The sequence below is a fragment of the Sphaerospermopsis sp. FACHB-1094 genome (assembly GCF_014696195.1).
Classification (GTDB): Bacteria; Cyanobacteriota; Cyanobacteriia; order Cyanobacteriales; family Nostocaceae; genus Sphaerospermopsis; species Sphaerospermopsis kisseleviana.
Genome location: NZ_JACJPT010000130.1, coordinates 1 through 13,790 on the forward strand (window position 1 = coordinate 1; position 13,790 = coordinate 13,790).

12 protein-coding genes and 1 pseudogene are annotated in these 13,790 nt (G+C 37.1%); 7 read left to right on the forward strand and 6 right to left on the reverse strand.

Features of this window, described 5'->3' with window-relative positions; genetic code table 11:
- Positions 1 to 792 precede the first annotated feature (792 nt).
- Both H6F47_RS23980 and H6F47_RS23985 read left to right on the forward strand, forming a co-directional pair.
- Positions 793 to 1,326 (forward strand): hypothetical protein, encoded by a 534-nt coding sequence (locus H6F47_RS23980; RefSeq protein WP_096568036.1) that lies wholly within the window; start codon positions 793 to 795, stop codon positions 1,324 to 1,326.
- On the forward strand, positions 1,319 to 1,609 hold the full coding sequence (locus H6F47_RS23985; protein WP_206755159.1) for a hypothetical protein: 291 nt from the start codon (positions 1,319 to 1,321) through the stop codon (positions 1,607 to 1,609). The genes H6F47_RS23980 and H6F47_RS23985 overlap by 8 nt, the downstream gene beginning before the upstream one ends.
- Here the strand turns inward: H6F47_RS23985 and H6F47_RS23990 are convergent, their stop codons facing one another.
- The 4 genes from H6F47_RS23990 to H6F47_RS28685 form a co-directional block, all read right to left on the reverse strand.
- Positions 1,610 to 2,059, reverse strand: a complete 450-nt coding sequence (locus H6F47_RS23990; protein ID WP_096568038.1) for a YlqD family protein — start codon at positions 2,057 to 2,059, stop codon at positions 1,610 to 1,612.
- Between the two features lie 145 nt (positions 2,060 to 2,204).
- A complete protein-coding gene (locus tag H6F47_RS23995) occupies positions 2,205 to 3,377 on the reverse strand; it encodes an RNA-guided endonuclease TnpB family protein (protein ID WP_199291282.1) in 1,173 nt (390 codons plus the stop codon).
- 163 nt (positions 3,378 to 3,540) lie between these two features.
- Positions 3,541 to 5,553: a long-chain fatty acid--CoA ligase gene (locus H6F47_RS24000; protein ID WP_190651333.1), complete on the reverse strand. Its 2,013-nt coding sequence runs from the start codon at positions 5,551 to 5,553 to the stop codon at positions 3,541 to 3,543.
- Positions 5,554 to 5,868: 315 nt separating this feature from the next.
- Entirely contained in the window at positions 5,869 to 6,003 is a 135-nt protein-coding gene (locus tag H6F47_RS28685) for a hypothetical protein (protein WP_277876985.1), read from the reverse strand.
- A 401-nt stretch (positions 6,004 to 6,404) separates the two neighbouring features.
- Here H6F47_RS28685 and H6F47_RS24005 point away from each other — a divergent pair, with 401 nt between their 5' ends.
- Complete coding sequence (locus H6F47_RS24005) at positions 6,405 to 6,593, forward strand: hypothetical protein (RefSeq protein WP_096568044.1); 189 nt, start codon at positions 6,405 to 6,407, stop codon at positions 6,591 to 6,593.
- A 220-nt stretch (positions 6,594 to 6,813) separates the two neighbouring features.
- Here H6F47_RS24005 and recQ read toward each other — a convergent pair whose 3' ends face one another.
- Positions 6,814 to 8,958, reverse strand: coding sequence for a DNA helicase RecQ (gene recQ, locus H6F47_RS24010; RefSeq protein WP_190347658.1), 2,145 nt, complete (start codon positions 8,956 to 8,958; stop codon positions 6,814 to 6,816).
- A gap of 416 nt (positions 8,959 to 9,374) precedes the next feature.
- Between recQ and H6F47_RS24015 the strand changes: the two genes are divergently transcribed.
- The 3 genes from H6F47_RS24015 (at position 9,375) to H6F47_RS24025 (ending at position 12,386) form a co-directional block, all read left to right on the forward strand.
- Complete coding sequence (locus H6F47_RS24015) at positions 9,375 to 11,300, forward strand: AAA family ATPase (protein WP_190651335.1); 1,926 nt, start codon at positions 9,375 to 9,377, stop codon at positions 11,298 to 11,300.
- A complete protein-coding gene (locus tag H6F47_RS24020) occupies positions 11,297 to 11,920 on the forward strand; it encodes a hypothetical protein (protein WP_187038385.1) in 624 nt (207 codons plus the stop codon). The genes H6F47_RS24015 and H6F47_RS24020 overlap by 4 nt, the downstream gene beginning before the upstream one ends.
- 184 nt (positions 11,921 to 12,104) lie before the next feature.
- Positions 12,105 to 12,386 (forward strand): DUF427 domain-containing protein, encoded by a 282-nt coding sequence (locus H6F47_RS24025; protein ID WP_187038386.1) that lies wholly within the window; start codon positions 12,105 to 12,107, stop codon positions 12,384 to 12,386.
- Between the two features lie 199 nt (positions 12,387 to 12,585).
- On the opposite strand, the gene H6F47_RS24030 is transcribed toward H6F47_RS24025, so the two are convergent.
- Positions 12,586 to 13,029, reverse strand: a complete 444-nt coding sequence (locus H6F47_RS24030; protein WP_190347656.1) for a molybdopterin-binding protein — start codon at positions 13,027 to 13,029, stop codon at positions 12,586 to 12,588.
- 175 nt (positions 13,030 to 13,204) lie between these two features.
- Between H6F47_RS24030 and H6F47_RS24035 the strand changes: the two are divergent.
- Positions 13,205 to 13,621: pseudogene (locus H6F47_RS24035) on the forward strand (DUF72 domain-containing protein); the annotation flags it as partial.
- Between the last annotated feature and the right edge of the window lie 169 nt (positions 13,622 to 13,790).

A 13,790-nucleotide genomic window follows, 5' to 3' on the forward strand; every position in this document is an offset into this window, starting at 1 on the left:
ATTCCCAATTCCCAATTCCCAATTCCCAATTCCCAATTCCCAATTCCCAATTCCCAATTCCCAATTCCCAATTCCCAATTCCCAATTCCCAATTCCCAATTGTCAATTATCAATTGTCAATTATCAATTAACAGTGCCAATTGGAACTCAAAACAAAGGTAGATGTCTATAAATAAAGCAATCATTAATAGTTCGTCAATAGCAACTAAGATTGCTATATGTAGCAAGCACCAAGGTATTTAGGAACTCAGTTGATAGCGCAGTGTGCCGTAAGCCACTGACAAAACTAAGACATACACAGACTTTCCACTCTGTCCCCAGTCACAAGAAAATCGCCGAAAGGCACGGAAGCCACTTGGCTATCTTACAGTGGAGGAAGTGCCAACGGCGAATTTATTCGCCGTGAATATGATATGATTGGACTGCGAGTAGGAATAACCATCTACACGAAGAAGTATTTTGATAAGGAGAAACCCCTGATTTATCTCGTCTCGGCATTTGACCGCAGCCTGGGTAAACAAGCAAAGGCAAATATGGAGTGTAATACCGCCAAAATTTGATGGACTCGGAAAGCAAAGAAACATAAAAGTAAACGCAATTGCAATACCTGTCGTACTGGTAGTTGTTTTGAGCGCGTAGGGGGATAATTGACTATCCCTTTTGAGCAAGTCTTAAAGAATCTGCGTGTCTTTAGACCGCAGAGTGTCAAACACAAAACCTGCTCATCAGCAGTTACTAGGGGTGAGAGTTAAATCTAAAACTCTTGGAACTTTCCCTTTCAATACTATTATTATGTCGGCAAAGCTCAAATTTCTTTTAATTTTGATACTCAGCATCTTTGCCACTGCTGCTGGGGTTTATGTGATGCAGCGACAGCCTTCTGCTTTGATGACTGGAACTGCTAATGGACAACAGCAGCAGTTATATGTAGAACAAGATTCATCAGCATTGCTGACTTATCCTGAACGTTCTCATTATAAAACTATTCCTTTAGAAAGTATCAATTCTATTCTCCAAGGCAGTGACCCTGCTACTCTGGCTTTAAATATTCTAGATGATGTGAAATCTATAGAGGTCAAGCCGCAAGTAGAGGTAGCTTATCCCCAACCAAACCAAGCTTTAGTGACAATTACAAAACTCAATCCAGTAAAAAATAATTCAGTTAATTCAGTAAGTGCAATTAAATATCGAGTAGAGATGAGCCGCTTTGGGCGATCGCTCTTGGTTAGTTCACCCCCAGTCTGGGAAATTATCTGGGCTGGTTCTCAAGTCCAATGTTTCTCAAAAACTCCAGCCCAAAATAATTTGACCCAAAACTGTGATTAATTGGGAATTGGGAATTGGGAATTGGGAATTGGGAATAAATAATTATCTATTCACTGTCACCTGTCACCTGTCCCCAGTCCCCAGTCCCCAGTCCCCAGTCACCAGTCCCCAGTCACCAGTCACCAGTCACCAGTCCCCAGTCACCAGTCACCAGTCACCAGTCCCCAGTCCCCAGTCACCAGTCACCAGTCCCCAGTCACCAGTCCCCAGTCACCAGTCCCCAGTCACCAGTCCCCAGTCACCAGTCCCCAGTCCCCAGTCACCAGTCACCAGTCCCCAATAACTAAACATCTCCGCGAATTTCTTCGACTACACCATCACGGAGGACAATTTCAACTTGCATTTTACTAATGAGGTTGTCTCCAGTTTCTATCTTGAAAAAGCCTTCCATTTGAAATTGGTTAACTTCTTGATCTAACTCCAGATACTGCACTTGCTGAAGGTTTTGTAGTAATTGGTTTTTTTGCTCTAGCAGTTCACTTTTCTTTTGATTAACCTGAAGTTGGATATTGTCAATTTGTTGTATGGTTTGGGGTCCTGGTGGTTGTAAACTCTGTTTTTGAATGGCGGTTATTGCTCTTTGTCCTTCGATGTCTAGCTGTTGCAGTTGCTGATCTAGTTGGTTGATCTGCGCTTGCAGTTGCTGTTGTACTTCCTCTTTCCAAAGAGGAGTAACAATAGCTTTGACGTTAACGACGCGCTTTAAAAGTAATTGAGGGTTGGATACATCCATAAAAATTTTACGTTCACTCTGATAGTTTGCAAGTGGAGTTATTTGGCAAACATTCCGTCATTGACGCTCCCCGCCTTAAAAAGACGGGGATTCTTGTTTTAATGAGCAACCTTACCCAAACTTGTTACCAAATCTGGGTAGAGGGTCATCTCTCCACAAGCGTTAACCCTTCGACTGCGCTCAGGGTAAAAGTTTCCGTCCGCCCGACGGTACTTAAATCATAGCAAGTCTGTTTTAGTGCCTTCGCCAAAATATTGATTGCCGCATTATGGTCACGCTCAAGAACGCACCCACAGTTACAAACATGAGTTCTCACTGACAGTGATTTTTTGACAATTTCTCCACAATTAGCACAATTTTGAGCAGTATATTGTGGGGCAACTGGTACAACCACACGCCCGTATATCTTCCCAAAATATTCTAGCCATTGAGTAAACAGCGACCAACTAACATCACTAATTGACTTGGCTAACTTGCTATTTTTAATCATATTTCTCACTTGCAGTTTTTCAAACGCCACTAAATCGTGAGATTTAACTACGCACAATGCTTGTTTTACAGCAAAGTCTTTACGCTGACGTGATACCTGCAAGTGTTTCCTAGCAAGACGGTTAATAGCTTTTTTGCGATTATTAGAACCTTTCTTTTTGCGACTAACTCTTTTTTGTAGCCGTTTCAAAGATTTTTCTGACTTCTGCAAATATCTGGGATTATCAACTTTATTCCCTTGAGAATCCGTATAGAAGCTATTTAAACCAACATCTAATCCAACCGTTTTACCTGTGGGAGTAGTGTCAATTTTTCGTTCTGCATCTACGCAAAACTGCACATAATAACCGTCAGAACGTTTAACTATTCTGACTCTCTTTATTTGCTTGATTTGGTAAAAGTGTAAATCCCAAGTTCCAATTAACTTTAGTTGACCTATGCCACATTTATCTATAAATTTAATGTGCTTACGGTCATCTAAAAGTTTCCATCCAGTTGATTTATATTCAACTGAACGGTTATTTTTTTGAAATTTAGGATATCCCTTTTTACCAGGGATTTTAGCTTGACAATTATCAAAGAATCGTTTAATTGCAAAAGCTGTTCTTTCTGCTGCTGCTTGTCTAGCCATTGAATTTAATTTCTCAGCAAAATCAAATTCCGACGCTAATACAGCAGTATACTTATTCAGGTCGTAGGGTTTAACATTTTGATTGTCCATCCAAAACCGTAGGCACTTATTACGAATGAACTGGCTTATGCGTATAGCCTCATCAATTCTTTGATATTGCTGTTTTGTGCCTTTGGCTTTGAACTCGAAAACAATCATCGTTAATTACCATCTCGACCTGTTGCAAAAATAGCATTATTTAGGGAAACTGTCAATCCCTAAGCAAATAAGTCAGGATCATGACTGCTCCACGCATGGGCAGTGCGTTCGCCTACATCCACTGCCTAAAGTACGATAAGTATCTCCACCAAGTTCCGATACTTTATCTCGGTGGTTTTGGCTCACTCAATTTTCTTATAATATCTCGATATCGTTCCATGACAACGTGACGACGAATTTTTAAGGTTTGTGTCATCATGCCATTTTCAATGGAAAAGGGTTCGAGAATTAGTGTGAATTGTCCAATTCTGTCATCGGCTCTGTAACCTGGACGGTTTTTGACTTCCCGATTCAATTCCTGCCGATATAAATCCTGAATTATTTTACTCTCTAAGTCAATTTTTTGACTGGTTGAGCCAGTATGATCATCTTGGGTGCTTAATTTCAAATTCTGACTTTCTGCCCATTTTTCTAAGGCTTCCAGGTTGGGAACAATTAAAGCTCCTAGACTGCGCTCGTCTTGTCCTACGAGCATAATTTGATCAATATAGGGCGATCGCAAACAAGCATCTTCTATCGGTTGCGGTTCAATATTTTCCCCGTTTGTCAAAACAATTGTATCTTTAGCCCTACCAGTCAGCACCAAATCATTTTGAGGTGTCACCCAGCCCAGATCACCGCTATCAAACCAACCTTCCGCATCTATGACTTTTTTTGTCGCTTCCGGATTTTTGTAATATCCTTGCATCACTTGTGGTCCTTTGAGCAACACCAAACCTCGTTTTCCTGCTGGTAAGGGTTGTCTCGTTTCTGGATCAACTATTCTAACTTCTGTTCCCGGTATTGGTTGCCCTGATGAACCCCGCAAATTTCGCCACGGACGACGGGCGTTTGTTACTGGTGAGGTTTCTGTTAAACCATACCCTTGTAAAATCTCTACACCAATAATTTCAAAAAAGTTGTCTATATGTCGGGGTAGCGCCCCACCACCACTAATGACTTGTTTTATTCTGCCCCCTGTGGCTTCTCGCACTTTAGCATAAACTAATTTTTCTCCCAGTGCTTGAAACGGTGACAAGGCTAATTTTACTATTTTCGCCCCTATTCGCTCCATATCTGAGGCATTAACATGATCTAAACTCAATCCCTGGGCAATGCGTCGCGCTGTGATATATTTCTGGCTCATGTCCAGTAAAAATTTAATCAGCTTTTGTTTATTGGCTGGTTGGCTGCGGAACTGCTTTTGTACTCCTTCATAAATTGATTCCCACAACCGGGGTACAGCAATCATGAAATTAGGTTTAAATTCTTTCAGGTCTTCTTTAACTGAACGTAAGTTTGTATAAACTTGTGTACAACCTTGAGAAAGTAAAAAATACTCTCCACTGCGTTCATAACTATGCCATGTCGGCAGAATGCTAAGGACTATATCTCCTGGTTGTGGTTGAACTATAGTTCCCAAGGTCTTGACTTGGTGCAGCAAATTTTTATGAGAAAGCATCACACCTTTAGGTTTGCCTGTAGTCCCAGAGGTATAAATTAAGGTTGCCAAGGCATCACCGCTGGGTTTATTTGCTACTAAAGTTTGGTTGCTACCAATGTCTAGTAATTGGGTAAAATTGAGCAGTTGATAATTTTCTGCTGTTGGTGGTGTTTCATCAGAAAGTAAGACTACGAATTTAATCGGTAAGTCTTGCAAACCAGCTTCTAGTTTTTTGAATGTCTTGATATCTTCAACTACCAGCCCCGTACTACCACTATTGGCGATAATATATAGTAATTCTTCCCTTTCAGCTTGGGCGCTACGCACTGCGTTTACTGCTCCCGCAGTCATGATCCCTTGATCAGCAATAAACCAGCGCGGACTGTTATCTGCTATCAGGGAAATGCGTTGTCCAGTGCCAGATGTTTCATCCTCACCCATATTCACCCCTAAAACCTGCAAACCCGCTGCAAATCGTTGAATTTGTAAGGATAGCTGAGAATAGGTAATCTTTACTTCGGGTTTTGCGTGGGGGTTATGCAAGGCAACAATATTACCAAATTTCCTGGCAGCCAAAGTCCATATTTCTGGCAACGACTCAACATTTGTGTAATCTGCCAAACTTTGCAATGCTCGGTATTCTCGCTCAGTGACGTTGGATAAAAAAGAGGAATCAGGTTGTATTTTTGACATAGCACTTAGCTGTTTAGTGTTTAGTGTTTAGTGTTTAGTAAATTTGTGATTTTTCTAATAACAGTATTAGATATCAGCTTTCCTGACTGTGTATGACAGTAGCACAATTTCCACAGTTCTATTGACCAAACCTTATGCTAAACTAAATTTATATAGATTAAATGCAATGGTTCTTTCTTGGTATAGTTCCATGTATTTTACTGCGTCAGCTACCCAATGACCAATTCATAGTTACTAATTCATAATTCTTAATTCTCTCAAACCTATTTGCATAAGTCAAAAAACCAGGTTGCTCTACAGTCTAGAGATGATGAATTATGAATTATTACTGCCTAATTTCTGAAGGAGGTGATTAGCTATAGGTTTAATTGAGGCATTATTAATTACTATCATCAATGCTTTTGCTTGTCTAGCTTTGCCCAAGTTTCTATCTATGCTGTCGTCTTGCAAAACCAAACTACCTAAACCTTCACTGATAGATTCTCGATTGAATACAGCTAAAGTAGAAGTTACGAGTTTTCCCTATTGTACAGTTTACCATTTGACTGGTAGCCAATTTTGTAAATTTAGCCCTCAATTTTGTTCTCGGTGTTCTCCTGGCTGGGGAGAATAAATAGCTTATTTAGCTTATTTAGCTTATTTGGTTTGGGGAAAGGTTAAAGGTTTTTGCTTTTTCCTTTACCTCTTCCTCTGAATTTTAAGTTTTTTAAAGTTATAATTAGTTATGTAAAGTATTTGATTTATTTATATACAGCAAAAGAAATTCAAAATCGAATAATTGCCCTAAGATCAAAGTTATAGTTCATACTAGATCAGACCAGCAACCAAGTTTCACAAAGGGAGAATGATCTATGAGTTTAATAGATGGCATACTTATAACTTTGTTAAATACGGTTGTCTGTTTGGTTTTACCTAAATTTTTATCTGTCATACTTCCTGTGAAAAAGACGCAAATAAATCAGGAAGAACAAAAGATTACTGAGATGACTGTCCCTACATCAGAACATATTCCAGAAATTCCCAGTTTTTTTTTAAGATAGACAACGCTTGATTAAATTAGTTGTTAAGATAAAAAACAGCGTATTTTATCTGATTGAGGTACACCTGTGGCAAACAAGATTCCCGTACCACAATATTTTCAAGATTCAATGTTGTATCTCATTTACCTGAAATTTGCTGTAAAATAATAATTTCAGGAATAGGATGTTTCTTAGGCTGACTATGCCTAGACTTCATCAAATGAAGTTAACTTAATAATCGTTATTTTCTATTTTCTTTACGCCATCTAGCTCTAACTAAACGAATTTCATCAAAACTATAACTTTCTCCTAAATATTCCCTAATAGGAGTTAAAGAAATATCACCCAAAACATCTATAACTTGCCAAATTTTCTTTTGTCTATCTAAAGGTACTAACAAATTTAAATCTACAGGTTGATTTTTTTCGATTAAATCAGAAAGATGACGGATAATTGTAGTAGTTCTTACATTGCGTTTTGCAGCAATTTCTTGAATACTCAAACCTTGTTGATATAATTCCAAGGTAGTTGATTCCGTATCAGTTGGGTAATGATCTGTATTTTTGGGTGGTGGAAAACTTTGTTCTTGACAATGGGATTGAATTACTGATAAAAACTTTTCCCCATATTGACTGACTTTATAACTAACTACACCATCCAAGTTAGCAAATTCTTCTAAAGTTTTAGGTTTGACTTGTGCCATTAATTTTAAAGTCGAATCTTGAAAAATCATATAAGGTGGAAAACCCTGTTCATCGGCGATTTGTTTCCGCAAACTTCGCAACCTGTTCATCAAAAGTTCCACATCCAAAGCTTTACTATTCACATCTACTAAATTTAATCTTTGAGAAACAGGAACAGCAATAGAAACCTGGCGTTGTTTTCGCATTACTTCCCAACTTAAAGCATTCAGTTTTAACACCGAATAACCATCATTAGTTTGTTCTAATAAACCTTGATGTAAAAGCGATCTCCCTAACATTCGCCATTGATCAGCAGTTTTATCTTTACCTATACCATAAGTTGATAATTGATCATGTTTATTCAAAGTGATTTTTTGAGTTTTGGCACCTCGTAACACATCAATAATATAACTCATGCCATATCTTTCTTTACACCGCGCTACACAAGATAGAAATTTCATTGCTTCAATAGTCCAATCTTGCACAGGTTTGGGATAACGACAATTATCACAATTACCACAATTTCCGGGAAATCTTTCCCCAAAATAACCTAATTGAATTGTTCTTCTACAGTCTGTTCCTTCAGCATAATCTATGACTTGTCTAAGTTGTTGTTTAGCTATTAATTGTTCTTGGGGGTCGGTTTTTTGGTTAATACTCCATTCAATAGTTTTCACATCACCAAAACTAAAGAATAAAGTACACCGTGATGGTTCACCATCTCTTCCTGCACGTCCTGATTCTTGATAATAACTTTCTAAATTACGAGGTAAATCTGAATGAATTACAAACCGCACATCTGGCTTATTAATACCCATACCAAAAGCAATAGTCGCTACCATTAACCGCACATCATCCCGAATAAATTTAGTTTGATTTTTGCTTCTTTCATCATCAGTTAAACCTGCATGATAGGGTAAAGCAGCAACTTTATCATTTTGTAATTTAACAGTTAGTTCATCAACTTTTTTTCGGGTTAAACAATAGATAATTCCTGAACCTTCATTTTCTCTGACTATTTCTAAGATTTCACTGTATGAACGACTGCTTTTAGGACGCACTTCATAATAAAGATTTTGGCGATTAAAACTGGCAATGTGAATACTTGGTTGTTTTAATCCTAATTGTTGAATAATATCTGCTCGCACTCTATCTGTAGCAGTAGCAGTTAAGGCGATAGTTGGGACATGAGCAAAACGTTTTTTTAATAATATTAATTGCCGATATTCTGGGCGAAAATCATGACCCCATTCAGACACACAATGAGCTTCATCAATAGCAAAATTAGCCAGACCAATTTTTTCTTTAACTACATCTAAAAGCGGTAAAAATCTTTCACTAACTAACCGTTCAGGAGCAACATATAATAATCTAACTTTACCAGTCATAATTGCTTCTTCACGGGAGCGAACTTGATAGGTGTTGAGACTACTATTAAGAAATGTGGCGGCAATATTATTATTTCTCAGTGCTTCTACTTGGTCTTGCATTAATGCTATTAATGGTGATACCACTACTGTTAAACCTGGTTTTAAAAGTGCAGGTAATTGGAAACATAAAGATTTACCCCCACCAGTAGGCATGACTACCATTAAATCCCGATTTTGTAGAGCATCTTCAATAATTTGCCGTTGTCCAGGGCGAAATTGGTCATAACCAAAGTAATGTTTTAAAGATTTTTCTAGTTGGGGATACTGAAGCATGGTAAATGTGTGTGCAGTTTGTTCACGCAGGGATAAGGATATGAAAATTTTAACTCACGCTGGTTACACAACGGGGAATAGTGGCTATAATTATAAACTAGGATTGTCTGATAGTGAAGCGTGGCGTTAGCCATATCAGGATTTCTGGTTACTGAGCGACTTGTACTGAGCCTGTCCTGAGCCTGTCCTGAGCGGTGTCGAAGGGCGGTGTCGAAGGGCGGTGTCGAAGGGCGGTGTCGAAGGGCGGTGTCGAAGGGCGCAGTCGAAGTAAGTCGAAGTACAGTATTTTAGGATCTACAGGATGAAGATGAGGATTTTATCAGTAATTACCCTGGTTTTTGAATTTTACTATCTTGTGAAAGAATTTAACCTGTAATTTCTTCAGATTAATTTAAAAAAGTGAACTGGATAAACTCATGTTTATTAGTATTGAACAGATTAGAGAGTCTCTTAAATATTTGGAAAAGGTAGATTCTTTTTCGGGAATTACTTTTTTAAAATTTAAGCAATTACAATTGCCAGTAGGTACTACTATTAAATTATCTTTATATTCGGAAATTAAAGATTTCTTAGAAAGATACTATCAACCCTGTAAAGGATCAAAATTTTCTTATAGATGTTTCCGTTTATCAAAAAATCAAGATAGATGGTTGAACCTTGACAAATATGTCAAGTCTATCATAAAGGATATTCATATAACGCTATTTATAGAAGCATTGATCTCTGATAAAATCCTAGAAGAAGAATGGGGATGGAAAGATAAATATATTGGATTTTTAAAATATTTGTTATATAATAAAAAACTAATTCCTGCTTTTCATTTAGCGGTTTGGCTATATCGTGAAAAAGAATGGTCATCTGAAACAACACCAGAAGATATTATTGAACATTTTAAAAATGATTTTTGGTTGAATGAGGAAGAAATTCATCAATTATTTGATATTTCAATTCCTGAAGGAATTAACCAAAATCAGCTTTTTCAAGATACAGTAGTTTCTTGGAAAGAATTAAAAACTGTTATTGGTAAACCTCCAGATATTCTACCAGAAGAAGGTACTTTAACTTATTTAGAAATACAAGGTGTAGGTGCTGCCAAAAAACTTTGTTTTGAACCAGCAGAACGACTGAGTTTAATTACAGGTGATAATGGATTAGGTAAAACTTTTTTACTAGAATGTGTGTGGTGGGCTTTAACTGGACAGTGGGCAAATTTACCAGCATATCCAATGCCAACTGTAACTGAAGATGAACCTGTAATTACATTCACAATTTCTGGAGATTCTGAATCTGATACAGAGAGTATTTCTTATGATTGGCAACTTCAAAGATGGAATGAAATTAAAAATCGCTCAACTATTCCAGGTCTTTTAATTTATGCCAGAGTAGATGGTTCTTTTGCCGTATGGGACACAGCAAAACAATATTTATCATCTTCATCACGTATTAGAAATATTGATAAAAAACCACTTCCTTTTGTGTTTACAAAAGAGGAGTTATGGAATGGTCAGAAAGATGAAAATGGCAATACTTTTATTAATGGATTATTACAAGATTGGACTCAATGGCAAAGTAGACCAGATAAATATCCATTTAATACCTTAGAAGAAGTATTAGCACGTTTATCACCTCCCTCTGAAGGAGATTTAGGAATTTTAAAACCAGGTGAACCTGTCAGACTTCCTTATGATGCTAGAGAAATTCCCACCATAGAACATCCTTATGGAACTGTTCCCATTATTCATGCTTCCGCAGGAGTACAGAGGATAATTACAATGGCATATTTAATAGTTTGGGCTTGGGAAGAACATAAAATTCAATCAAAACTGATCCGCAGAGAACCACAGAAGAGAATGGTTATTTTAGTAGATGAATTAGAAGCACATCTTCACCCCCAATGGCAAAGGGCTATTTTACCTGCTTTGTTAGATGTGAGAGATGATTTAGCATCTGATTTACAAGTGCAAATTATGGTTGCTACTCATTCTCCTCTAGTTATGGCATCTGTAGAACCTAGATTTGATGAAAGAGTTGATAAGCTATTTAGTCTAGAACTAGTGAAAAGCGATTTATTAGGGAATGAAGTCCAAATTGAAGAACTTCCTTTTATCCGTCAAGGTGTGGTAGACTCTTGGTTAATGTCTGATGTTTTCAAATTGCGTCATGCGCGTTCTTTGGAAGCAGAGAAGGCTATAGAAGCAGCAAAAGTTTTACAATTATCAGATAATCCAAATTCGGAAGATGTGGCAAGAGTATCAAATGATTTGGCAAGGTATTTATCAGAAGATGATAGATTTTGGCCAAGGTGGGTTTATTTTGCAGAACAGCATGGAGTAGATTTGTGATTCCGATTAAACCCCAGCCTGAACCTGATGATTTTGATGAAAAAGTTAGAAAAAAAGGTGAAGAATTTTTAAGTAAAGTTCCTAATCCTGAAAAAAAAGATTGGACAAATCGTGATTATTGGCGGAGGGCATTACCGGATTTATACAAAGCTTGTAATCATATTTGTGTATATTCCGCAGAGTGGATTCCTTATCAAACAGGTAGTCCAGCAGTTGATCATTTTATTCCTAAAAGTGTTAAACCTGAACTAGCTTATGAATGGGATAATTTCCGCCTTATTTGCTCAAAAATTAACTCTAACAAAGGAACAAAAGAAGAGATTATAGATCCTTTTTTCTTACCGATAGATAGTTTTATTCTTGATTTTCCTTCTATGGTTATTAAACCTAATCCTAATCTTTTAGAACCACTAAAAAAAAGAGTAATTTATACAATTAAAGAACTAAAACTTAATGAAGAAACGTGGCGATTGGGGCGTTCAGATAAGCTGGTAGATTATTGTAAAAACGAGTATTCTTTAGACTTTTTGAAAAGAAGATATCCCTTTATTGCTTATGAATTAGAACGTCAAGGTTTAGTAGAAGTAGAAAAAATAGCATATATTATGGGCGTGAGATAATTTTATATATATAAAATTATTGTCAGCTTTTTATATATTTTCTAGCTTTTTACGGATGGTTGATTAATGTATCATTAGCGACAACAAAAAAAGATCATAGGAAAAATGGGGAAGAATTTATGAGTTCAAATTCTCAATTTAGATGTCACAATAAGAATTGTTAACTTTTTTTTCAATCCTCACTATGAAAGCAACTTGGAATGGTGCTATTTTAGCTGAAAGCGATAAAACCGTAGTCGTAGAAGGAAACCATTACTTCCCTGCTGACGCTATTAACAAACAATATTTCAAAGACAGTGATACTCACACCACTTGTTCTTGGAAAGGAGTTGCGAGTTACTACACCATTGAAGTAGATGGACAAGTTAACAAAGATGCAGCTTGGTACTATCCCAGCACCAAAGAGAAAGCGAAAAATATAGAAGGTTATATTGCTTTCTGGAAGGGTGTGAAGGTGGAAGCATAGAATAACATTAAATTACCATAGCCATTTATTTAGCCAGGGAATAAATTCCCTGTCTAATAGCTAAAGTCGGTTAAAACCGACTAATTTTTAGGAAGTAAATGTCTATCGTAAAATTGGGCAACTTTTTGATTTAATGCTTAACCTACCCACATTATAGCTTTAAGCTGATTGCTGATTACTGATAGCTGAATGCTGACATTTAATCTTTAGCAATGACAATATCATTTGATTTAATCACAGCATAAGCTTCAGCACCTTCAACTAATCCTAATTCCTCTGCGGATACTTTAGTAATGATTGAAGTTAATTCAACTTTATGTACAATTTCTAAAGTTATTTCACTGTTAACAGTTCCGGTAGTTACTCGTTTAACCACTCCTTTTAAAACATTACGAGAACTAACTTTTAATGGTTTCTTGGGAATAATATTTTCTATCTCAACAGTCTGAGTTTCTACCTTCTCTTGGGGGGTTGGTTGTGATATTTTGGGTGCAGATGCAGCAGGTTTTTGATTTAACCCGCGTACCAGTTCCCGCAAAATCTCAGTTTTAGTGCGCTGAGAATGCTGACAGAACTCTTCTAAAATCTTCCGTTCTTCCTCTGAGGTTTGGAATGTTACCCAACCTTGTTCTTTTCTGGGCATAAGTTTACCAAAAATATACCAATTTATTTGGTACTCATTATTATAGAATCTTGATACAATCCTAGCAGGTAGTGGCAAAAATTAATCATCAAACATCATCAAACATTATCAAAGCCAATACCTAGTTATAGAATTAAATCAGATCAGATAGTATTTGGTTTTGTGAACTGGTTTTGTGAAATTTTTCATCGGTTGTGCAGTTTGGGCTTATAAAGGTTGGGTGGGCGAACTTTACCCCTCTGGAACTCGCACCACGGACTTTTTGCATCTTTACAGTCGTCGTTTTACCACGGTAGAAGGTAATACCACTTTTTACGCTGTTCCTAACCCGGAAACCGTTACCCGTTGGATGACAGAAACACCTCCGGGGTTTGAGTTTTGCCTAAAGTTACCGCGAGATATTACCCATCAAAAATTACTGCAACCCCATATTCCTGAAGCGTTAGCATTTTTAAAGAGAATGCAACCATTAGGTAAGCGTTTGGGTCCAATGTTTGCCCAACTACCACCGAGTTACTCACCTGCGTTACTGGATGACTTGCAGACATTCCTGGAAGCATGGCCACGTCAAGATGTACCTTTAGCATTAGAGCTTGTCCTAAGTTGACAATTTACTAGACAAACCTATACAAGTACATACCAAACTACAAGTATTTGACGTATACATGGAATAAGTTGACTAAAAAATTAGGCAAAATGTGTCAGAATTAAATAATAAAGTATAGTGTTGACATCAGCAAATGCTTTTATCCATCAAAACA